General features: G+C 65.9%; 23 protein-coding genes and 1 tRNA gene. 16 read left to right on the forward strand and 8 right to left on the reverse strand.

Annotated features, from left to right (window positions below):
* Positions 1-54: 54 nt before the first annotated feature.
* The 3 genes from MZV50_RS02575 to MZV50_RS02585 all read left to right on the forward strand — a co-directional run bounded on the left by MZV50_RS02575 (position 55) and on the right by MZV50_RS02585 (position 2,887).
* Positions 55-861, forward strand: coding sequence for a class I SAM-dependent methyltransferase (locus MZV50_RS02575; RefSeq protein ID WP_252632865.1), 807 nt, complete (start codon positions 55-57; stop codon positions 859-861).
* A gap of 72 nt (positions 862-933) precedes the next feature.
* The gene (locus MZV50_RS02580) at positions 934-1,278 is read left to right on the forward strand and encodes a P-II family nitrogen regulator (protein WP_047411696.1); all 345 of its coding nucleotides are present in this window, start codon (positions 934-936) and stop codon (positions 1,276-1,278) included.
* A gap of 97 nt (positions 1,279-1,375) precedes the next feature.
* Complete coding sequence (locus tag MZV50_RS02585; RefSeq protein ID WP_252632866.1) at positions 1,376-2,887, forward strand: phospholipase D-like domain-containing protein; 1,512 nt, start codon at positions 1,376-1,378, stop codon at positions 2,885-2,887.
* Here the strand turns inward: MZV50_RS02585 and MZV50_RS02590 are convergent.
* From MZV50_RS02590 to metX, 3 genes are read right to left on the reverse strand one after another with little or no spacing between them, the layout of a single operon-like run.
* Positions 2,844-3,623, reverse strand: a complete 780-nt coding sequence (locus MZV50_RS02590; RefSeq protein ID WP_252632867.1) for an endonuclease/exonuclease/phosphatase family protein — start codon at positions 3,621-3,623, stop codon at positions 2,844-2,846. The two genes, MZV50_RS02585 and MZV50_RS02590, sit on opposite strands and share 44 nt — an antisense overlap.
* Positions 3,620-4,288 carry a methionine biosynthesis protein MetW gene (gene metW, locus MZV50_RS02595; protein WP_252632868.1) on the reverse strand — a complete coding sequence of 223 codons (669 nt, stop codon included), beginning with the start codon at positions 4,286-4,288 and terminating at the stop codon, positions 3,620-3,622. The genes MZV50_RS02590 and metW overlap by 4 nt, the downstream gene beginning before the upstream one ends.
* Positions 4,285-5,439: a homoserine O-acetyltransferase MetX gene (metX, locus tag MZV50_RS02600; RefSeq protein WP_252632869.1), complete on the reverse strand. Its 1,155-nt coding sequence runs from the start codon at positions 5,437-5,439 to the stop codon at positions 4,285-4,287. The genes metW and metX overlap by 4 nt, the downstream gene beginning before the upstream one ends.
* Before the next feature lie 78 nt (positions 5,440-5,517).
* Between metX and MZV50_RS02605 the strand changes: the two genes are divergently transcribed.
* The 6 genes from MZV50_RS02605 to MZV50_RS02630 are packed head-to-tail and all read left to right on the forward strand — an operon-like array spanning position 5,518 to position 9,917.
* Entirely contained in the window at positions 5,518-6,033 is a 516-nt protein-coding gene (locus MZV50_RS02605) for a SixA phosphatase family protein (protein ID WP_252632870.1), read from the forward strand.
* Positions 6,030-6,374 carry a DUF952 domain-containing protein gene (locus MZV50_RS02610; RefSeq protein WP_252632871.1) on the forward strand — a complete coding sequence of 115 codons (345 nt, stop codon included), beginning with the start codon at positions 6,030-6,032 and terminating at the stop codon, positions 6,372-6,374. The genes MZV50_RS02605 and MZV50_RS02610 overlap by 4 nt, the downstream gene beginning before the upstream one ends.
* Complete coding sequence (locus tag MZV50_RS02615) at positions 6,371-7,429, forward strand: quinone-dependent dihydroorotate dehydrogenase (protein ID WP_252632872.1); 1,059 nt, start codon at positions 6,371-6,373, stop codon at positions 7,427-7,429. Before MZV50_RS02610 ends, MZV50_RS02615 begins: the two co-directional genes overlap by 4 nt.
* Positions 7,426-8,172 carry a TVP38/TMEM64 family protein gene (locus tag MZV50_RS02620; protein WP_252632873.1) on the forward strand — a complete coding sequence of 249 codons (747 nt, stop codon included), beginning with the start codon at positions 7,426-7,428 and terminating at the stop codon, positions 8,170-8,172. Before MZV50_RS02615 ends, MZV50_RS02620 begins: the two co-directional genes overlap by 4 nt.
* A 9-nt stretch (positions 8,173-8,181) precedes the next feature.
* Complete coding sequence (locus MZV50_RS02625) at positions 8,182-9,675, forward strand: sensor histidine kinase (protein ID WP_252632874.1); 1,494 nt, start codon at positions 8,182-8,184, stop codon at positions 9,673-9,675.
* A gap of 11 nt (positions 9,676-9,686) precedes the next feature.
* Positions 9,687-9,917 carry a hypothetical protein gene (locus MZV50_RS02630; protein WP_252632875.1) on the forward strand — a complete coding sequence of 77 codons (231 nt, stop codon included), beginning with the start codon at positions 9,687-9,689 and terminating at the stop codon, positions 9,915-9,917.
* Positions 9,918-9,930: 13 nt separating this feature from the next.
* Here MZV50_RS02630 and ggt read toward each other — a convergent pair whose 3' ends face one another.
* Positions 9,931-11,673 carry a gamma-glutamyltransferase gene (ggt, locus tag MZV50_RS02635; protein WP_252632876.1) on the reverse strand — a complete coding sequence of 581 codons (1,743 nt, stop codon included), beginning with the start codon at positions 11,671-11,673 and terminating at the stop codon, positions 9,931-9,933.
* A gap of 251 nt (positions 11,674-11,924) precedes the next feature.
* Here ggt and MZV50_RS02640 point away from each other — a divergent pair.
* Positions 11,925-12,001, forward strand: a tRNA-Arg gene (locus MZV50_RS02640).
* Here MZV50_RS02640 and MZV50_RS02645 read toward each other — a convergent pair.
* The 3 genes from MZV50_RS02645 to MZV50_RS02655 all read right to left on the reverse strand — a co-directional run bounded on the left by MZV50_RS02645 (position 11,957) and on the right by MZV50_RS02655 (position 14,343).
* Positions 11,957-13,642 carry a recombinase family protein gene (locus MZV50_RS02645; RefSeq protein WP_354668943.1) on the reverse strand — a complete coding sequence of 562 codons (1,686 nt, stop codon included), beginning with the start codon at positions 13,640-13,642 and terminating at the stop codon, positions 11,957-11,959. The two genes, MZV50_RS02640 and MZV50_RS02645, sit on opposite strands and share 45 nt — an antisense overlap.
* A 17-nt stretch (positions 13,643-13,659) precedes the next feature.
* A complete protein-coding gene (locus tag MZV50_RS02650; protein ID WP_252632877.1) occupies positions 13,660-13,878 on the reverse strand; it encodes a hypothetical protein in 219 nt (72 codons plus the stop codon).
* Positions 13,879-13,968: 90 nt separating this feature from the next.
* Positions 13,969-14,343 carry a hypothetical protein gene (locus MZV50_RS02655; RefSeq protein ID WP_252632878.1) on the reverse strand — a complete coding sequence of 125 codons (375 nt, stop codon included), beginning with the start codon at positions 14,341-14,343 and terminating at the stop codon, positions 13,969-13,971.
* Positions 14,344-14,622: 279 nt separating this feature from the next.
* Between MZV50_RS02655 and MZV50_RS02660 the strand changes: the two genes are divergently transcribed.
* From MZV50_RS02660 to MZV50_RS02685, 6 genes are all read left to right on the forward strand, one after another.
* Complete coding sequence (locus tag MZV50_RS02660) at positions 14,623-14,841, forward strand: helix-turn-helix domain-containing protein (protein ID WP_252632879.1); 219 nt, start codon at positions 14,623-14,625, stop codon at positions 14,839-14,841.
* A 634-nt stretch (positions 14,842-15,475) separates the two neighbouring features.
* Complete coding sequence (gene socA / locus MZV50_RS02665; protein ID WP_252632880.1) at positions 15,476-16,045, forward strand: type VI toxin-antitoxin system SocA family antitoxin; 570 nt, start codon at positions 15,476-15,478, stop codon at positions 16,043-16,045.
* A complete protein-coding gene (locus MZV50_RS02670) occupies positions 16,023-16,763 on the forward strand; it encodes a hypothetical protein (protein WP_252632881.1) in 741 nt (246 codons plus the stop codon). Before socA ends, MZV50_RS02670 begins: the two co-directional genes overlap by 23 nt.
* Before the next feature lie 218 nt (positions 16,764-16,981).
* The gene (locus MZV50_RS02675; protein ID WP_252632882.1) at positions 16,982-17,254 is read left to right on the forward strand and encodes a hypothetical protein; all 273 of its coding nucleotides are present in this window, start codon (positions 16,982-16,984) and stop codon (positions 17,252-17,254) included.
* A 45-nt stretch (positions 17,255-17,299) separates the two neighbouring features.
* On the forward strand, positions 17,300-18,790 hold the full coding sequence (locus tag MZV50_RS02680; protein ID WP_252632883.1) for a hypothetical protein: 1,491 nt from the start codon (positions 17,300-17,302) through the stop codon (positions 18,788-18,790).
* A 37-nt stretch (positions 18,791-18,827) separates the two neighbouring features.
* A complete protein-coding gene (locus MZV50_RS02685; protein ID WP_252632884.1) occupies positions 18,828-19,952 on the forward strand; it encodes a hypothetical protein in 1,125 nt (374 codons plus the stop codon).
* Positions 19,953-20,130: 178 nt separating this feature from the next.
* On the opposite strand, the gene MZV50_RS02690 is transcribed toward MZV50_RS02685, so the two are convergent.
* Positions 20,131-21,099 carry a hypothetical protein gene (locus MZV50_RS02690; RefSeq protein ID WP_252632885.1) on the reverse strand — a complete coding sequence of 323 codons (969 nt, stop codon included), beginning with the start codon at positions 21,097-21,099 and terminating at the stop codon, positions 20,131-20,133.
* Positions 21,100-21,348: the final 249 nt, after the last annotated feature.

Raw genomic sequence — 21,348 nt, forward strand, 5'->3', positions numbered from 1 at the left:
ATCGCGCCGAAGCGGGCGCGCCTACAAGGATGACCTCGACGCTCGGGAGACTCAATGCGCCGCGACGTGCTGGACTTGAGAGCCTTCTACGCCGCCCCGCTGGGGCGCGCGGCGAGAACCATGCTGACGCGCAAGGTCGAGGAGGCCTGGGGCGACACCCGGGACCTGGACGTCTTGGGCGTCGGCTACGCCACCCCATTCCTCGACGCCGCCCGGACCAGGGCCCGGCGGGTGGTGGCGGCCATGCCCGCCCAACAGGGGGTGGAGGTCTGGCCGCATGGCGGCCGCAACCAGGCGTGCCTGGTGGAAGAGACGGCCTTGCCGCTGCCCAACGCCCTGTTCGATCGCGTCCTGGCCGTCCACGCCCTGGAAGAAGCCGACGACCCCGCCGCCCTGCTGGCCGAGATCGGTCGGGTCATGGCCCCCACCGGCCGGTTGATCGTGGCCGTTTCGTCGCGCGACGGGGCCTGGACGGGGGCGGAGACCACGCCCTTCGGGCACGGTCGGCCCTACAGCCGCGGTCAGCTGGAAAGTCTGATCCGCGAGGCGGGCCTGGAGCCCGCCGGCTGGACCCGCGCCCTCTATGTTCCGCCATTCGGCGCCATGGCCGGCTGGGCCGAGGGCTTCGAACAGGTCGGCGCCCGCCTGTGGCCGCGTTTCGCTGGCGTGATCCTGATGGAGGCGGTCAAACAGACCTTCGCGGTCAAGCCGCGCGGCCACCGCGCCCCCGCCCGGGTGTTCGCGCCCGGAGTGCTGCTGCCCAGTCCAGCGGGGCCGACGCCCGCGCGGCACACCGGCGGACGCCCGCTTCCTGTCAATAAGGCGCCCGTTCCTCAGGCGCCGAGCGGTCGAGACCGCTGATCGGGCTTGGAGCGAAGCGCGCGGACGCCTAGCTTGGAGTCGTAACAACCGTTCGCTCCTGGGAGCCGCGCCATGAAGATGATCGTCGCCGTGATTAAGCCGAGCCGCCTGGACGCGGTGCTCGAGGCGGTGACCGAGGCGGGGGCGTCGGGCCTGACGGTCACCGAGGTGCGCGGCTATGGCCGGCAGAAGGGCAAGACCGAGGTCTATCGCGGCGCCGAGTACGAGGTGAAGCTGCTGCCGAAGGTCAAGCTGGAGATCGCCGTCCCGACCGACGTGCTGGAGCCGGTCATCGAGGCCCTGCAACGCACCGCCAACACCGGCAAGATCGGCGATGGCAAGGTCTTCGTCCTCGATCTGGAGCAGGCCCTGCGCATCCGCACCGGCGAACGCGACGCCGCCGCGATCGCGGGCTGATCCCGCGAGCTTTTCGAGAGTCCACGAGACGGGACGCCCAAGCGGAGCCATAAACGGCTCCGCGCGTTTTTGCAGTTCACGGGCGTTTTAGGGCGACATGGATCCAGGGTCTTCCGTCTTCCAACCGGGATACAACTGCTGGCGGGTCGAGCCCGCCGACCGCGTGGCCCTGTTCATCGACAACGACGAGGCGTTCGACGCGCTGAAGCCGCTGATCCTGTCGGCGCGCAAGTCGATCTGGATCCTGGCCTGGGTGTTCGACCCTCTCACGCGCCTGGATCCCGATCGGGTGCGCAAGAGCCGTGACCCGACCCACGCCGACCGCATCGGCCTGATCCTGCGACGCCAGGCGGCGCTGAACCCGGCGCTGGACGTGCGGGTGCTGACCTGGGACATGCCGTTCCCGATCGCCGCCTCGCAGCTGTTCGGACCCCACAGGGGCGCGGCCTTCTTCGCCGGCTCGCGGGTCAAGTATCGCCTGGATGCCACCTTGCCGGCCAGCGCCTGCCATCACCAGAAGGCGGTGATCATCGACGGCGTCACCGCCCTGATCAGCGGCGGCGACATCGGCGTCGACCGCTGGGACGATTGCCGGCATCTCGACAACAATCCGCTGCGCCGGTTGCCGACGGGCCGTCACTACCCGGCCCGCCACGAGGTCTCGATGCTGGTCGACGGCCGGGCGGGCGAGGCGATGGCCGATCTCTTCATGGACCGCTGGAAGTCGTCGGGCGGCGATCCCATCGACCGTCCCGAGCGGCCGGAGGAAACGCCCTGGCCCGAGGATCTGCTGCCGGACCTGCGCCGCATGCCGATCGCCGTGGCGCGCACCTCGGCCGCGTGGCAGGGCCGAAAAGAGATCACCGAGTGCATGCTGCTGCATCTGTCGGCCATTCGCCGGGCGCGACGGCTGATCTATCTGGAGAACCAGTATCTGACCTCGCCGATCATCGTCGAGGCCTTGGCCGAGCGCCTGGCCGAGCCGGACGGTCCCGAGGTCGTGACGATCGGCCCGGCCCGCAGTCCCAGCTATTTCGACCAGATGACCATGGACAGCGCCCGGGCGTCGGCGATCAACCGGCTGCGCGGCGTCGACGTCCACAAGCGCTTCTCGGCCTTCTCGGCCCACACGCCCAAGGGCGCGCCGATCATCGTCCACTCCAAGGTGGCGATCATGGACGACTGGATGCTGCGGATCGGCTCGGCCAATCTGAACAACCGCTCGATCGGCCTGGACAGCGAGTGCGACCTGGCGTTCGAGGCCCATTCCGATCTGGAGCGCGAGACCGTCCGCGCCTTTCTGGGACGACTGGTCGGCCACTTCATCGACCGAAGCGCCACCGACGTGCTGGAGGCGATGGAGCGCGAGGGCGGCCTGGCTGCGGCGATCAACGCGCTGGATGTGCGGGGCGGCCCGCCCCGGCGGCTGCAGCCCGTGCCGACCCGCTATCTGTCGGGGATACAGCAGTTCATCGCCGACTGGAGCCTGGGCGACGCCATCGCGCCGGACGACGCCTGGCGGCCCTGGGGGCGTCGCGCGCGCCTGAAGCGCGACATCGCCAAGCTCACCGCGCCGCCGCCGGAGCCTCCGGAGCGTCTTCAGCCGTGATCTCCAGCTCGACCACCAGCGGCAGGTGGTCGGAGGCGACCCTGGCGAGCGGGCTGTAGGGCGAGCTGACGCCACGCGTCTCCAGACCCTTGGTCAGGAAGACGTGGTCGATGCGCATGAACGGGAAGCTGGACGGAAAGGTCGCCGTCGCGGGCCGAGGCCAGGTCGGGGTCGGGGCTTGGGCGTCGCGCAAGGCGGTCCGAAGCATGCGATAGGTGGCCGAATAAGGCGTGGCGTTGAAGTCGCCCAGCACGACGCCGGGTGCCACCCAGCGATCGTCGCCCATCCATTCGGGGCCCAGCAGGGCGGCCGCCTGCCGCTTCTGCTCCTGGGGCACCAGACCCAGGTGGGTGTTGATGATCTGGACCTTGGTTCCGCCGACCTCGACCTCGACCCAAAGGGCGCCGCGCGGCTCCAGGCCAGGGACCCGGCGGTACATGGGCAAGCTCCTGGCCTTGATCCGGCGTTCGGGCAGGGCGGTCAGGATGGCGTCGCCATAGAGTTCTTCCTCCACGGTCATCGCCGGGTGGAAGTGGAAGCTCATCTTCAGGAGCTCGGCGAGGCGGTGGGCCTGGTCGACGCTTTTGGTTCGGATCCGGCCGACGTCCAGCTCCTGCAGGGCCACGACGTCCGGCTTTTCGGCCGCGATGACCTCCGCCACACGTTCGACGTCGAGCCTGCGGTCCGTGCCCACGCAACGGTGGACGTTGTAGGTCATGAGACGAAGCGTCTTCATCCGTCGAAGAGATCGCCCGAAGCCGGCGGAAGTTCCTTTGATGCCGGGACGCCATTGCGGCTGAGCATGAACAGGCAGGTTTCGGACCGCCAGTTCTCCAGCGCGCTCGCGGGATCCATCGAGCGCGCGGGGCCCTGGCCGGCGAAGGCGGCGCTGGCGTCGACGCGCAGGTTCAGGTCCGCCGTCAGAGCCATGAAGTCGGCCAGGGTGCAGAGGTGGATGTTCGGCGTCGACCACCAGGGCAGCGGCAGGGCCTTGGTCTCGGGCATGCGGCCACGGCTCAGCAACGACCAGCGCACTCGCCAGTGGCCGAAGTTTGGGAACGAGACGATGGCCCGGTCGGCGATGCGCAGCAGCTCATCCAGCACATGGCGCGGCTTGCGCGTCGCCTGCAGGGTCTGGGACAGCACCGCGTAGTCGAACGAGCGGTCGGGGAAGTGGTCGAGGTCCAGGTCGGCGTCGCCCTGCACCACCGACAGGCCCCGCGCCATGCAGGCGGCCACGCCGCTGGCGCTGAGCTCCAGGCCACGCGCGTCGACCTGCTTCTCGTGGGCGAGCAGGTCCAGCAGGGCGCCTTCGCCGCAGCCGACGTCCAGTACGCGCGAACCGGGGCGCACCAGGCGCAGGATCTCGCGGAAATCCTCACGGATGACGGTGTTGGTCAAACCAGCCCCCGATCACGTTCCGCCGAGGCCAGGAAGCCCTCAAGCGCCGCGTCCATCACCGGCTCGTCTAGCAGGAAGGCGTCGTGGCCCTTGTCGCTCTCGATCTCGGCGAAGGCGGCGCGGGCGCCGGCGGCGGTCAGGGCGCGCACGACGTGGCGGTTCTCGGCGGTCGGATACAGCCAGTCGCTGGAGAAGCTGAGCACGCAGAACCGCACGTGGCGCGCGCGGGTGAAGGCGTTGGCCAGTACCCCGCCGTGGCTGGCGGCGATGTCGAAATAGTCCATGGCCCGCGTGATGTAGAGGTAGCTGTTGGCGTCGAACCGGTCGACGAAGCTGGACCCCTGGTGACGCAGGTAGCTCTCGACCTGGAAGTCGGCGTCGAAGCCCCACGACAGGCCATCGCGCTGCAGCTCTCGGCCGAACTTCCGCTGCAGGGCGGGCTCGGATAGATAGGTGATGTGCGCGGCCATCCGGGCCACGGCCAGGCCCTTCTCGGGCCGCACGCCGTGGTCGGCATAGGCGCCGCCGCGCCAGTCCGGATCGGCCATGATCGCCTGCCGGCCCACCTCGTGGAACGCGATGTTCTGGGCCGAGTGCCTGGAGGCGGAAGCCAGGATCACGGCGCTGGACATCCGCTCGGGATAGTCCACCGCCCACTGCTGCACCTGCATGCCGCCCATCGAGCCGCCGACCACGGCGAACAGGGTGTCGACGCCCAGGGCCGTGACCAGCATGGCCTGGGCCCGGACCATGTCGCCGATGGTGATCACCGGGAACGACAGGCCATAGGGCCTGCCCGTGGCCGGATTGGTCGAGGCCGGACCCGTCGAACCCATGCAGCCGCCGACCACGTTCGAGCAGATGATGAAATGGCGAGCCGGATCCAGCGGCTTGCCCGGACCCACCAGTCGGGGCCACCAGCCCGGCTTGCCCGTCGTCGGGTGCGGCGAGGCCACGTACTGGTCCATGGTCAGCGCGTGGCAGATCAGGACGGCGTTGGATTTGTCGGCGTTCAGCTGGCCATAGGTCTGGTAGGCGACCTCCAGCCCTTCGATCACCCCGCCCGAATCGAGCCGCAGGGGTTCGTTCGCGGGAAACCGCCAGGTTCCCCCGCCGGACAGGACGGGCGTGACCAGATCGAGCGCAGCCATGTCGCCTTGGAGCGCTTGGCGAAGAAGGTGTCAACCGCCCGCTTCCTGCGAAGGCGGCGGACGGCTATGGAGGTCGGCATGGAGCGACTGATCCTGATGCGCCACGGCAAGGCCGAACGGCATGCCGCGAGCGGCGGCGACTTCGAGCGCGCCCTGGCCGAAAGCGGCCGGGTCGACGCCGCCGTCATGGGCCGTGTTCTGGCGGGTCTGGGCCTGACGCCCGACCTGATGCTGGTGTCCTCGGCCCGCCGCACGCGCGAGACCGCCGAGCAGATGCTTGTGGCGCATGATCACAAGCCGCGCGTCGAGCATTCGCGCGACCTTTACCACGCCGACCCAGAGGACATCCTCACGGCGCTTGACGATCGTGGCGACGGCGCCGGAACCGTGATGATCGTCGGCCATAACCCCGGCCTGCACGAGCTGGCGCTGCGGCTGGCCGTCCAGAGCCAAGCCTCGCCGATCCAGACCAACAAGCTGCGCGGGCGCTTTCCGACCGCCACGGTGGTCGTCTTCGGCTGGAACGGCCGGGGCGCGCCGGTGCTGCAACACCTTTTCTACGCCCAAGAACATGGCGGAGCCGGCGGCGAATGACCCTGATCTACAAAATCCTGTCCCGCGCGGAGTGGGACGCCGCCAAGGCCGCCGGCCGGTTCGAGGGCTCGGCCGTCGATCTCCAGGACGGCTACATCCACCTGTCGGCCGCCGATCAAGCTCAAGAGACCGCCGCCAAATACTTCAAGGGCCTGCCGGACCTGGTCCTGCTCGGTGTCGAGGCCGAAGGCCTGGGCGACGCTCTGAAGTGGGAGGCCTCGCGCGGCGGGGCGCTGTTCCCGCACCTCTATCGCCCCTTGCTGGCGGGCGAGGTGCTGACCGAGACCGATCTGACGCTGGACGCCGCCGGCGTGCCGCAGCTGGGCGACCATCTCGCATGAGCCTTCATGATCTCGCCGCTCGCGCCCTCCACGTCTTCGATCCCGAGGACGCGCACGGCTGGGCGATCCGGGGCCTTAAGTGGGGCCTGGGGCCGCGCGAGAGCGGTCCGGACGACCCGATCCTGGCCGTGAAGCTGGCGGGGCTGGACCTGCCCAACTGCGTGGGCCTGGCCGCGGGGTTCGACAAGAACGCCGAAGTTCCCGACGCCATGCTGGCCGCCGGCTTCGGCTTCGTCGAGGCCGGCACGGTCACGCCGCTGGCCCAGGCCGGCAATCCGCGCCCGCGCCTGTTCCGGCTGACCGAGGATCAGGCGGTGATCAACCGCATGGGCTTCAACAACGGCGGTTTGGAGCCGTTCGCTCAACGCCTTTCGGCCCGCCAGGGCAGGGGAGGGATTGTCGGCGCCAATATCGGCGCCAACAAGGACGCGACCGACCGCATCCAGGACTACGTCATCGGCCTGACCCGCCTGTGGGGCCTGTCGGACTATTTCACGGCCAACATCTCCTCGCCCAACACGCCGGGCCTGCGCGCGCTGCAGACCAAGGCGGCGCTGGAGGAGCTGCTGGGCCGCCTGGCCGAGACTCGCGCGGCGTTGAAGATCGCGTCCGGCGTCGACTATCCGATCTTCCTTAAAGTCGCCCCCGACCTGGAGGACGGCGAGGTCGAGGCCATCGTCGAGACCGTGGTCGGGGCGGGCCTGGACGCCATCATCGTCAGCAACACCACCATCGCCCGCCCCGAGACCCTGAGGTCGGCGCGGGCCGGTGAGAGCGGCGGCCTGTCCGGCGCGCCGCTTCTGGAGCCGTCGACGGCGGTGCTGAAGCGCTTCCACGCCGCCGCGACCGGCCGCGTGGCCCTGATCGGGGCGGGCGGGATCGCCGACGGCGCTGGCGCCTACGCCAAGATCCGGGCCGGCGCGCGCGCGGTGCAGCTGTATTCGTCCCTGGTCTATGGCGGTCCGGGCCTGGTCGCCCGCATCAAGCGGGACCTGGCCGCCCGTCTGCGGGCCGACGGCTTCGCGGCGGTCGAGGACGCGGTCGGCGCCCCATGACTCGCGAGCGGGCCGTTACGCTGCTGCGCCGCTTCGGACCGCTCGCGGTCATCGTGATCCTGTTCGTGGCCGCCTTCGCCAGCGGCCTGGCCGGCCATCTGTCGCTGGAAGAGCTGCGAACCCGGGGCGCCGAGCTGCAGGCCTTCGCGCGCGAGAAGCCCGTGCTGTGCGCGGCGATCTATCTGGCGATCTATGTCAGCTCGGTGGCGGTTTCCCTGCCGGGCGCCCTGATCCTGTCGCTGACCGCCGGCTTCCTGTTCGGGCCCTTGGGCGGCGCCCTGGCGGTGACCGGCGCGACCGGTGGCTCGACCGTCACCTATCTGGTCTTCCGCACCGCCTTCGGCGATGTGCTGCGCCGAAAGCCCGACGCCTTCCTGGCGCGCATGGCGGAGGGGCTGCGCCGCGACGCCTTCAACTACCTGCTGACCCTGCGCCTGATCCCCGCTTTCCCACTGCTGGCGGTCAATGTCGCCGCGGGGGTGGCCAACATTCGCACACGCACCTTCGTACTGGCCTCGATCCTGGGCATGATCCCGAGCTCCTTCATCTATGCCGGGATCGGCGCGGGACTTGGCCATCTCTTCGCGCGTGGCGGTCCTGTAACGATCGAAACCCTCTTGTCGCCACGGATCTATCTTCCAATCATCGGCATGGGCGTTCTGGCCTTTCTGCCGCTGTTGTGGCGCCATTGGCGCAAAGGGCGTGGAGCCGCGCCGTTGCCCGAATCTTTGGACGAGAAGTAGCCGCCCCGGATGGTCGAAACGGTTTCGCCGTCGGAGACTGAACCCGCCCCGCCCCGGAAGCGCTTTCCGTGGCCCGGCGGCCTGTCGGCGCGCCTGCTGCTGTTCACCGCCGTCGTCGTCGCGTTCGGCGGCCTGCTGATCCTGCCGCCTGCCCTCGCGGCCTATGAGGAGCAGTGGCTGCTGGACCGCGTGCGGGCCGGCGAACTGGCCTCGACCATCGCCGAGTCCGACCCAGAACTGCGGGTCAGCGACGCGGTCGCCAACCAGATGTTCGACCAGGCCGGGGCCGTCACCGTCGCCGTCCAGGTGGACGGCGCCCGCCGCCTCGTCCTGCCGCCCAAGCAGCCCTTCGAGACGCCCTATCTCGTCGACCTGCGCCGCCAGAATCCGGGCTCGTGGCTGGCCGCCCCGTTCTTCACCCTGACCAGCCCCAAGGGCAGCATGGTCCGCGTCATGGCCGAGCCGCGCTTCCGCAAGGCCGAGTTCGTCGAGGTGGTGCTGCCCGACGCGCCGCTGAAGGCCAAGCTGGTCGGCTACTTCTGGCAACTGGCGGGCGTGACGGTCTTCGTGGCGGGGCTCGCGGGCCTGCTGGTCTACGCCTTCCTGAACATCTTCCTGGTTCGGCCGATGCAGCGGATCACCCGGGCCATGGAGGCGTTTCGGGGCGATCCCGACGATCCGGCCGCCCGCATCGTCGTGTCCAGCCGCCGCGACGAGATCGGCCGCGCCGAACTGGAGCTGGATCGCATGCAGGCCGATCTGCTGGCGGCCCTGGCCTCCAAGGCGCGCCTGGCCGCCCTGGGCGAGGCGGTGGCCAAGATCAATCACGACCTGCGCAACATGCTGACCAGCGCCCAGATGGCCTCGGACCGCCTGGCGGCCCTGGGCGACCCCAAGGTGGCCCAGGCGCTTCCGCGTCTCGAAAGAGCCCTGGACCGCGCCATCACCCTGGCCTCCGACGTCATGGCCTATGGCAAGTCCAAGGAGCCCGAGCCGGTCACGCGGGTCATCCCCCTGCGTCCAGCCCTGGAGATGGCGGCCGAGGACGCCGGTCTCACCCCGCAGGGAGTCGGCCTCGAGACGGTGATCGGGACGCGCGAGCAGGTGCTGGCCGATCCCGACCAGCTGCATCGCATCCTCACCAACCTGCTGCGCAACGCCCGCGAGGCCATCGAGGGCGCGCCGGACCGCGGCGGCAAGGGCAAGGTGTTCGTCGAGCTGCGCCGCGCCGACGGCATGAGCATCCTGCGCCTGTCCGACGATGGTCCTGGCGTGCCGGAGCGGGCGCGAGCCAATCTGTTCCAGCCCTTCGTCGGCTCGGTGCGGCGTGGCGGCACGGGCCTGGGCCTGGCCATCGCCCGCGAGTTGGCCCAGGGTCACGGCGGCGATCTGGCGCTGGTGGAAACCGGGCCTGGCGGTTCGGTGTTCGATCTGACGCTGGCCGGGGTTCCCGACCCGCTGCCAGAAGTCGACGACCGGGCCGCCGACGCTTCGGCCAGCTAGGAGGAAGGGCGATGACGACCACCTGGACCATCGCGGTGAAGCTCGGCGCGTCTCCTGAACGCGCCCCGATCCATGAGATCACCGTGGAGGCGCCCGACGCGCCGACCGCCCTGCGCCGCGTGGCGGCCATGGTCGCGGTGCAGGAAGCGTCCGACGCCGAGCTGCTGCTGGACGGTCAGGAAGAGGTCTTCTCCCGCGCCGAGGTCGAAGCGGGCCTGGAAGAGCACCAGGCCCACACTTGAGTTCGGGGAGGGGCTAGAGTCCCTTGGCCACGCCCTCGCGACGCGGATCGGCGCCGCCTTCCAGCATGCCGCCCGGACGGACGATCACGCCGTGCAGGCCGGACCCCTCGATTTGCCCGACCTTGATGTTGACGCCACGCGCGTTCAGCGCCGCCAGCATGTCCGGCCCGAACCAGTCGGCGTCGCCCGAGAACGTGTCGCCGCGCGCCACGATGTTCGGCAGCGACACGGCCTGCTGCATATTCAGGTTCCAGTAGAACAGCCCGACCATGGCCTTGAGATTATAGGACAGGATGGCGTTGCCGCCGGGCGAGCCTAGGGCGGCGACCAGCTTGCCCTTCTTGTCCAGCACGATCAGCGGGGCCATCGACGAGCGCGGCCGCTTGCCCGCGGCGATGGCGTTGGCGGCCGGGGCGCCGTCCTTCTCCTTCGGCGCGAACGAGAAGTCGGTCAGCTGGTTGTTCAGGAAGAAGCCGCCGACCATCCGGCCATTGCCGAAGATGCTCTCGACCGTGGTGGTCATCGAGACGACGTTGCCCTGGGGATCCACGACTACCAGGTGGGTGGTGCCGCCCGGCTCCTTGGTCATGTCGACGCCGACCTTGGGCGCGCCCTTGGGGTGGCCGAAGGGCGGGGCCTCGCCGGCCGTGTCGGTGATCAGCTTGGCGCGCTCGGCGACGTACTGGGGATCCAGCAGGCCGTCGACCGGCACGGTCACGAACGCGGGGTCGCCCACATAGCGGTCGCGGTCGGCGTACATCACGCGCTCGGCCTGGGCCAGCTGGGTCCAGGCGACCGGGTCGGTCGGGCCGCGCTTGCCGATGTCGGTGTGCTCCAGCATCTGCAACGCCTGGATCACCGCCAGGCCCGAGGATTGCGGGTTGGGCACGCAGACGGTGTAGACCTTCCAGGGGCGGCACAGGGCTGGCGCCGAGCGCGGCTTGTAGGTCTTCAGGTCTTCCAGGGTGATGGTGCTGGGCAGGTCGCCCTGGTGCAGGCGGTCGACGATCGCCTGGGCGATCGGGCCTTCCAGGAGGGCCGAGGGGCCCTGGGCGGCGATCTTGCGCACCGTATCGGCATAGGCCGGGTTCTTCAGCACGTCGCCGGCCTGGTAGCGGGTCCCGTCAGGCTTGGTGAAGTACTTCACCGCGTCGGGCTGGGACGGCTGGGGCGCGCGGGTGGTGCTGATCATGCCGGCCAGGCGCGGGCTGACCACGAAGCCGTCGTCGGCCAGCGTCTCGGCGTCCTTGAACAGCGCGCTCCAGGCGATCTTGCCGTGCGCCTTCTGGGCCTCGGCCAGCATGGCGACCGCCCCGGGCACCCCGGTCGAGCGGCCCGACAGCAGCGCCGTCACGAAGGGCAGGGGCTTGCCGTCGTTCCCCAGGAACATGTCCGGCCCGGCCCCGCTGGGCGCCGTCTCGCGGCCGTCATAGGCCGTCACCTTGCCGGTCTTGGCGTCGTAGAAGACCATGAACGCGCCGCCACCCAGGCCCGAGCTCTGCGGCTCGACCAGGCCCAGCACCGCCTGGATGGCCACCGCCGCGTCGACCGCCGAGCCACCGTCGCGCAGCACGCGCAGGCCCGCCTCTACCGCCAGCGGATTGGCGGCGGCGACCATGCCCTTGCCGGCGGGCGAGGTCGAGACCGGCTTCGGCGTCGGCATGGCCAGCGGGATCGACTCCGCCAGGGCCGCGACGGGCGCGAAGGTCAGCTGGAGGGCCGCGGAGAGGGCGAGCAGGGACACGAGACGACGCATACGGATCCTCGACAGACGTGGGGGTGGGCCTGCCCGCCATCCCGAAAGCGCCCATGGACACCAATAGGGCGATGCTGTCACGCCCAGTTCGTCTGACGCCGGCCTCAATCCATTCGTCTGAACCCCAACCGTGCAAGGGCGCATCGCCGCGAGAACATCGATGCGCCAAACTTTTCGAAATTATCCGTCAAACCGGGCTTGCGTTCCCGGAATGACCGGGCTATCTCCCCCGCCTCGCCGCAAGGCAGTGCGCGCCCGTAGCTCAGCTGGATAGAGCATCAGACTACGAATCTGAGGGTCGGACGTTCGAATCGTTCCGGGCGCGCCACTTCGGTTTAAAACTGCGAACGCCGAGAACCGCCGATTGTTCGCCCGCTGAAGCGGCCAGGGTCCTCAGCAAGTCAGTCCGATTTCCCACGATGCGCATCTCGTTTTTCGAGATGACTTCCACGCGCTGAGCCAACGCGCGCACGTGCTCGCGACGGTACTTGCCGTCCTCTCCCCGTAGCCGCTCCTTCGCGACTTCAGCGAAGCGGCCGAGAGTTTCCGGCGTGAGCATTGGCCCTAGCTTGTCGATCGCCGCTTGGGCCCGGTCAGCGTCTGCGCGGGCCTCGTCGCGGATGATCGCCAGCTCCCTCATCCGATCCTTGAAGTCTTGGTCCTCAGTCGAGGCGAACCCGTCCTCAAGCGCTTCATAAAGGCGCTTCAGCTTGGCCGCCGCCTGGGTAGCTCGCTGCCGCAGCTCGACGACGTGGACGCGGCGGCGGTCGATCCACTCACTCCGCTTGTCGATGACGTTGCCGAGCAGAACCTCAAGGCGCTCGGGATGGAGAAGCCGCCGCTCAAGATGCTCAACAACGGCGGCATCCAGACGCCCTTCATTGACGGTAATGCCCTCACAGGCGGTGCTGCCCTGCCGCGCCTTCGTCGAGCAGGTGTAGTAGCGGTACTGGATGCCCGTTGAACTCCTGCCAGTGCGGAGCGTCATGGCTCCTCCGCACTTGCCGCAAAAGGCGATGCCGCCCAACAGCACCCTACTGGTCACGTGGCTGGGGTGCGTCCGCTTCCAGTGGCGCAGATGCAGCGAGTCCTGAACCGCCTGGAACTCCTCGCGCGTGACGATGGCCGGGACCTCACAGATCGCGTGCTCGGCGTCGGGTTTGCGCTTCCTGAGCTTATGGTCGGTGCGGTTGAAATGGTGCTCGCCCATGTAGGACGGGCGGTGCAGGATTTGGTGGATCGCATCGAGCCCGAACTTTCCGCCGTCGCGGGTGCGAATGTCCCGGTCGTTGAGATAGGCGGCGATCGACTTGAACCCCATCGGGCCGGAGCCGTCGGTGCCGAACAGCGCCAAGCGATAGATAAGCCTGACCTTCTCGGCGTTGATTGGGTCGATCTCCAGTTTCTTCTTGAGCTTCGCGCCGCGCTGCTCGGCAACATAGACGCGGTAGCCGAGCGGCGGACGCGACCCGTTCCAGAACCCCTGACGGGCGTTCTCCTTCATGGCGCGAAGGGTGTGCTTGGCGTTCTCCTTCGATTGGTACTCGTCGAAGAGGGCCATGATCTTGCGCATCATCGCGCTCATGGGATCGTCACCCAGCTCCTGGGTGATCGAGACCAGGCGTACCCCGTTCTTGGCCAGCTTGCGGATGTAGAACTCGAACTGGAACTGGTCGCGGAAGAAGCGCGAGAACGAGTGGACCAAGATCACGTCAAAGAGGGCGGGCTTGGTCAGCGCCGCTTCAATCATGGCCTGGAACGATGGGCGCTTGTCGTCTGTAGCGGTGTTGCCGGGTTCAACGAACACCTCGCCCAAGGTCCATCCCTTGCCCGCGCAGTACGCCTCCATCTGCCGGCGCTGGTCCGGGATGGAGAGGTCGCTCTCGGCTTGTCGGCCGGTTGAGACGCGGAGGTAGAGCGCCGCCCTCGACGCCATCGAGGTCGGTTCAGGCTCGATCAGTCGGCCCATGGGATCGTCTCCAGATGTCAGGGGATGGGGCCGAAGAGCTCGTCCAGCACATCGGCGAAGAAGGCTTCAATGACCCGCACCTCCTGATCGGTGACAGGCACGAACTCGGGCCAGTCGTCGGTGATCGTGATGGAGACAGGCGGAAGCTCCCTGGCTGGTAGTTCGCCAGGGCGGTCGAAGAGGTAGTCGTAAAGGTCGGCCAACGGCTGCGGCTGGCGTTTGGAGCGATGGGCCATAGGCCCAGCCTGGAACGCGCGTGCCGGATCGCAAGCACTTCGCCCATCCGTCGTGGGCCAGCGTGGAAAAACAGGCGGTCGGCGGGTCGCCTAGGGATGCTCGGCGCCGAACACATAGCGCGCTCCGCAGTCGGGGCACCGGCGGGCGCTGAGATCGCGTACCGCGTCCGCCACCAACGCCATAACAGGACCGCCCTGATGCGAGAGCAATCGGGCGGCGACCGCGAGCTTACTGGCGACGCCATGGAGGTCGCTCGCCTTCGTCCGGGTCAGCGCCTTGAGGCGCCGTGGTTGGAGCGCCGCGAGCGCCTTCAGCTCGAGCTCGATAGCGTCCATCTCCGGTATGTGGGCGAGCGGAGGGCGTCGGCGGGGTGGCAAGTCCGTCCATCCGGCCTCGCGGGCCGCCTCGGTCTCAAGCGCGGCCCACTGGAGGCTCAAACGGTCGATCTGAAGGTCGGTGGACATCCACTCGGCGCACTGAGCGACCAGCGAACTCGGAGGTCTCGCCTGAGCGTCTCCAAGGACTGATGACGCGACACCGGCAGCGAGCAACGTGCGGCGGGATACCTCGATCGGAACGGCTTGATCATCGGACATGTCGGGGCTCCCGGCGCGAGCGCTCGGTCCGATCCATGCTAAGATCGGGCGGATTCGAGTTCTGAGTGCTCAAGGATGCGCACATGGAACCGATTAAGTCAACACTACGTGCGCAAGGACGCTCTATCCGTGTCGATTATAACGCCCATGCAGCTAAAGCTTGCTCGTACGGCGCTCGGCTTGGGCGTACGCGAACTGGCCGCTGCGGCTGACGTGGCGCCATCGACGGTCCAGCGGTTTGAGTCTGGCAAAGGCGACATGCATTCACGCACTCTCGATAAGGTACAGCGGGTTCTGGAGGACGGCGGCGTGATCTTCATCAGCGCCGACTCGGCCGGCGGCCCTGGCGTGCGGCTTCGCTCGTAAGAGCCAGGACCTGAAAGGTCGGTGCTCGCCCTGAAGCGCTTGGAGAGCCTCTGCCGGGCGGGCTGGTGAGGGTCAAGGGCGGCTTCGCCGTCGCGCCGCGATGGCGCCAGAGGCGCCACCCTTGACGCTCGCCAGCCCGTCCGGCCCTCGTTCCACCAGGCGCTCCAGGGCGGATTGTCTCCAGCTTGGGAAAGCGGCCTCTAGCATCTGCTTCTGTCCGCAGAGAGCGGTCTTTGGGCCCCCAAATGCGAAAGGTCCCTCTTAAGCCATTGCCGCATCTGGCGGATTTGGCCGGAGCGGGACCCTGATACGAACCCGGGTCCCGGAAATTCCTCATCACCACCAACGACATGGGCCCGAAGGGTCCCGGTCCTTTTATCTTGCCGTCGTACTTAGCCCCCCCTGATCAACCGCCCAAAGGAACTGCCCCTGCGGAGCGGTGGCCCCCGGCTAGTTGGCCCCACACGACATTGGTCCAGCCAAACTATGAGCTTCGGTCAATCGGTGCCCCGCCCCCCCCACAACTGATGCCAAGTTTGAGCGGCTTTTGGAGCCAAGATTGAGGTGACAGGATCATCGCCGATCGGTAGGTGGCTGCGGCTGCCTCCGTTCGCATTTGGGCCACCATCCTTAGATGACTGATGCCACCTCCAAGTCTGCTCCTCATGACGCGCGCGGCGTAGCGAACCTTTTGTTGTTTTTTGCCGCCGAAGCTGGGGTGGCGCTCACCAACCTATCACTCCAGAAACTCGTCTACTTTGCACACGGACTGATGGTCGTTCGTCACGGCCGACCTCTTGTCGATGGCTATTTCGAGGCGTGGGAGTACGGTCCCGTCCATCCCCTCCTGTACGCATCGTTCAAGTCCGCCGGCCGAGGCGTGCTGACACAGCGTGCAGTTAAACGGGATCTACGAACAGGCGTGACCCAAGTCGCCGCGCCGCCGGAAGACCCGGAAAGCCGGGCAGTAGTAGAGGACGTTTTTAGAGCTCTTGGCCGGCAGTCGAGCACAAGGCTGGTCAACCTTTCACACGCTAAGGGCGGCCCCTGGCACGAAGTCGTGAACGAAAGCGGAACCCGCGCGGGACTCGGGCTGCGGATATCTGATATGGTCATAAAGCAGCGATTCCACCGGCATCTAATTTCGATCGGCGCCGCCGACGAACGTGAAGGAGTGGCCTTTGACGAAATCCCGCCTGCCTGAGACCGACTTGGCGCGTATTGCGCCTCTGCCGACTGAGGATAAATGGCGGTTGCTCAGGAATATGCGCGCAGGTTTTTCGCCGATTAGCTATCGGCCGGCGCGGCGCCATCTGGCGGACGCGCTTAGACTGCAAAAACCACTTCCATTCGATATCGATAGCCCGTCGGCTGCTCAATTGCTCGCCGCCGTGCGCGCGGATTCACGGTCAGACGTCGAGGCGGATGCCAATATCGAAGTGATCGAATTGATCATGGATTTCAGGATCAACGAAAAGATTACAGCCACCGCAGAAGATTTCGCCCCTCTCAAGCTGGCCCCCGGATACAGCGCGACCTACTGGACTAATGCGATTTTGCGCTGGGGCGACCGCCTGCTTGTCGTGAATACTGATTTCCGCAGGGGCGCGGGGTATAGCCCTCTGGGGCGGCGTTTTTCGATCTCGGTGGCGCATCAGCGCATTCGCATGATGGGAGGCGACTATGCCGAGCTGGAACTCGGCCTTCTCACCTTTCCCGGTCGCAAGCATCAGCCTCGGTCCATCCAACTTTCAGTCCCTCAGGTTGAGCTCTTCTCCTACGAGGAACTCGTGGAAATGACGGGGGAAACTCTGGCTATCTGGGATCAGGTCTGCGAGGAAAAAGCGGCCTCTAGCCGCAGGCGCGCAGCAAATGACGACGGCCCGCTTTTCAGCGAGCATCTCTTTGGTGGCGTTGGCTAGAAGCAGCTAGGACGCTCGTAGATCGATCGCGCTATGGTGCTTGATACGGCGCGAGGATTCAGACATGGTTAACCCGAGTTAACACACGGCTTGCATCCTTGTGTTTATATTCGCTTCGTTCGCGTAGCTGCGCTTACGGCTTGACCCGTGATGCGTGGAACCATATTTACGCGCGCCGATTTTATCCTGGCGCGTTCGAACGCTTGGCTCGAAGGCACATGAACGAAGTTATGAAGATTGTGGGGATTCTCGTGGTAGGCACATTTGCCGTCGCGAGCCTGCGTCTGATGCTCGACATGATCCGCACCGGTGTCAGCCGGGTACGAGAAGCGCGCGAAGAGGGAAGCGGAATTTCCCAAAAGTGGCGCGGAGAACTCTCTGGCGGCCAGCGTAAACCTAGCACGGCTCGGGCACACGGACTGCACATGACTGTGCGGGGCGGTACGGTTTACTATCGCGAAAAGTCCGTTATGGCTAAGGAAGTCGCCTAGTAGAACTAGATACATCTGCGCGGCGGAAGGGGAGCCACGCGATAGATGGATCGTCATACCAGCCCGCTGTTGACAGCTCGCAAGGTATTCGCTGCTTGGGTCCCGACGATTACGGGCCAGCTCTCGTTCAGCATGATCGGCCTGGGGACTGGCGCCCGCTGCGTTACAGCGAACTACGAGTGCCCCGACCCCGCCTCTCCAAGGGTGCCAGTACGCAACGTCGCCATCGCTATGCGGCGGCAGACGAAAGACCTTCCATTCAATTTCTGGCCCATCCCTTGGTTTAAGCCCAGCACTGGCGCCGAATTTATTCTAGTCGCGCAATCCGCACCGGCAATGAGGCCGAAGCCCGAGGCGCCACTGAACGATGGCCACTTCGCCACTCACCGAGATGATATCGGGGTCCTCAGGGGACGGGTTATCGTCATACCCTACCACGCTGACGAGCGCGCGGCCTGCGAACAGCTCGTCGATAATGTTCGCCTAGCCATCGGCCGAGCCGCCGACGCGTCGCCGCGTGGAGGTTTGTGCACGACCGAGTTTGTGGGAGATAAGATAGATACGCTCCTTCTTGAGGCAGGGAAAAAGCAAATCGCTTCCATTTCGTGGCCGTTCGAATTGTTTCGAACTGGGGAGCTTCGCGTCGGAATCACCGACGCAACCGGCGCTGTATCGGAGCATACAGGGTCTATAGATGAGGATCGTTTCGACGAACTACTCTTAAATCAGGTATACTATTTCATAAAAGATGTCTCACATCGCCATTATCATCACCGCGACTCTTCAGATAACCTCCTCCCAATCGTCGAGGTCAAAGACGGAGATGACGAAGCGTGGAGGCGCGAAACGCTGTGGGCGCTAACACGATCAGTTCTTGAGCTCCGACGCCGGAAAAGGCTCGCGGGACATAAGAACGCGGTAGGCATCCTCGCCTATGCCGAAGCATTCCAAGGCACGCTCGCGCGCGTCCGCCGGTTTGACGAAAAATTCGCACCGAGCGAACTAGGGCAATCCTATAATTTCGATCATACCCGCGCCTCCTTGGAGGCTACTATAGATGAGAGAGCATACACTACATCGTTTTGGGCTCAGCTACAGGCATTCTACATTGCAACTGCTGTAGCAGCGGCGGCGCTCTGGATAGCTGCCGTACAAATTAAGGATTCTGCCTGCGTCAAGATTGGCCCATCGTGCGTCGCTCCAAGAGTTCCGAGTTGGGTTGCATGGTCCATTCGCACTGCGATTGAGCGGCCAGTTTGGTTACTTGCTGCAGTTTTTATTGTTGCAATGCTTCATCTTGAATTCTCGCGCCGCTCTCTAAAGAATATCGATGCAGTTCGTTCGTTTTCTGAATTTGTGAATGGATGGGCTGACGCAATTGGAGCGACTGTAAGCCGCTGGGCGCGAAAGCGGCATCCCATTTGGGGTGACCAGCTTGGCGCCCTGGTAGCGACCGGCATGACATTGCTGTTCGTCTTGTTCATTGGTTACATTCTAGGTCTGCTTTTTGGCCTCTGGAATTGGCCCTTGTCGTAGCGCTCGAGCCGGGCGTCCACCTGAGGGGGAGGCCTCGTTGGTCAGCATTAATCGCCAATGGTGGGAGCACTTGGCTCCCAAGGTGATGCACCGGCGCGCCCGCGAGATCGAAGCACTGCTCCAGGCATGGACCCGGTCGGGATATGGGGCGATGTGGCTAGAGTCTGCGCGGCAGGAAGGCGGCCTGATCCGTGTAAAGCCAGGACAGAATATTCCCGTCGTCCATATCGTCGGCATCCAAGACCGCCCGATGTTCATCGCGCCTCAGAAGAAGGTCGAAGAGGGGCACAGGACGGTTTCAGACGACGACGAGAGAATGATGTCCGGGCGCCCCCTGGAAAGCGGCGAGCTGGCAATGCGGCCTCAAATCCTGGTGGATTTGATGGACGACCCCGCGCTTTTGAATGCCGCCTTAATGGGCCAGACCTCCGGCCACATCATCGGCGTCAAGCACCCCGCTACGCTCTTCTCGGCGCCGGCGTGGCTGCTATTGGCGCCGACAGCCTGGCCGAAGAAGGCCTTCGTTCTCTATCAGCACATTTTCGGTTCGGGAAACTCTTACCCAAATGACGGCTACTTCTACGTTGGGGTGACGACTCGGTCATGGCAGGCGCGCTGGGCCGAACATCGCCGCGCTATGAACAACGGCAGCCCACTGCTGTTTCACCGGCGACTTCGCGAGGAGATGGACGCGGGCCGCGTCACCTACATCCATCACAAGGTGATGGGGATTACGGAAGACCTAGAGCAACTCTACGCCACCGAGGAGTTTCTCGTCGCGGGCCATTGGGACGATCAAAGGCGCCTGAACATGATCCCCGGCGGGAAGTCTGGCCTGAAATATATGCGCGAGCACGGAATGCTTCTCAGCCGATTGGTCCCCGCGCCGGATGAGCGGGATCGGATCGTGTCTGAGTGGCTGAGAGCTAACCCGCGAAAGGGGCTGCCGGCACCCTGGGTTTCGGAAAAATGGAAAGACGATGCTTGGGCAGTCGCACAAATTTGCGGTCGTGACGGCAGGCTGTCTGTCGAGCAGGTGCGCGCAATCCGGTCACTAGCTCAAGACCACGCGACCGAGGAGATCGCGGATCGTATCGGCGCCCTCAACGCCGATCAGGTTCAACGGGTGCTCGATGGGAAGACTTACACGCGCGTAACCTAGACTAGGCGTCAATCTACATCGCGGCTACGCCCTTTTACGCCACGGTGTCGGCAAAGGACTTCGAAGCCGCCAAGTATACGAGCCGAGGGACTGGTTCCGATAGACGCTCGCTGCCGGGCAGGCCCCTTGGCGGTCCTTTGCCCATGCTAGGTCGCCCGACTCCAGTTTCTCCGCCTGATCAGCCAAGCACCGAGGACGCCGGTCTGTAGGGCTCGGCGTATAGGTTCAGCGCAGTGAGCTTAGCCTTGAGGAGTGATGTCAGGCCCACGTGGTTCGACAGGACGGCCCGCAGGTCGATGGCGTCCATCAACAGAATGTTCTTTGCCGGGTTTTGCTTCAGAAGATCGACCACATGGTTCGACCAGCCGTTCACCGATAGGAACAGGCCCATAGTTTGCTTTCCCGACCGATGAAGCTGTCCGGCTAGACCGTCGAGTTGACGAATATCGGACAACTGCTCGCGCCAGCGGCATTCAGCGATGTAGTGCCAGCCCTCGAACTCGAAGGCGCCGTCGATCTGCTCGCCACCGCCGTTGCGCCGAAACGCCTTGTGCGCCGGAACACCATGGACATCGAAAAGCCGGACCAGGAGGTTTTCTAGGAAGTAGCCTCGCTGCTGAGGATCGCCGGTCAGGACCGCTTGATCGAACATCGCCAGAAGCAGGGCGCTTTCCCTGCGGATCATCTCGTTGCGTTCCCGCTTCTGGCCCAGCACCGCCGCTTCGCGCGCCAACTCAGCCTCCCGACGGCGGCGTTGGACCTCCTGATGTTCGCGCGCGGCCATCTCCTGCAGCGAGCCCACCATCTCCCGGGCCTTTTGGACGACCGAACGGGCGCGGTACTCGTCTTGTGCAAGGTGGAAATCCTGCCAATCGGCGGCAATCTCGATGATCCGGCGGACGACTTGGCCCTCCAACTCTAGCTCGCCGAGGGCGTCGAGGACTACAGCGCCGGCTTCTCGCTTCGAGCGCTTCCCATTCGTGGCCGGATCGCGCTCGTTGAGGAAGCGCTTGATCAGGTCGGCAGGGACACCGGCCGGCACCAGTAACCGTTCCGCCGCCATGCGCTTGATGTTGACCAGCGTAGCGATGGCTTCGAGCGCAAGCCGCCGGGCGTCTGCGTCAATGAAAGGACTGGCTTCGGACAAAAGCGGTCGTCACCTATCGTGGCCTAGTTGGCAACGCCAAAGATAGTGACGCTAAGCGCGTTTGTCGCCTTGATGCACTCACCGTCAGACAAGCGTAGTCTAGAGGGCTGCGGCGTAGGCGTAGCTGTCCTCCGTGTTCGATTCTGCGCACCTACCCTTTTCCGCGAAATTGCATCCCGGAACGCGCTGGGGCCGCCGCAGGTACGACGCCCGCGCGCTCTGTCTGACGGCAAAGACAGCTTGCCCCCT

Origin of the sequence: Caulobacter segnis (assembly GCF_023935105.1) — a bacterium.
Lineage (GTDB): Bacteria > Pseudomonadota > Alphaproteobacteria > Caulobacterales > Caulobacteraceae > Caulobacter > Caulobacter segnis_B.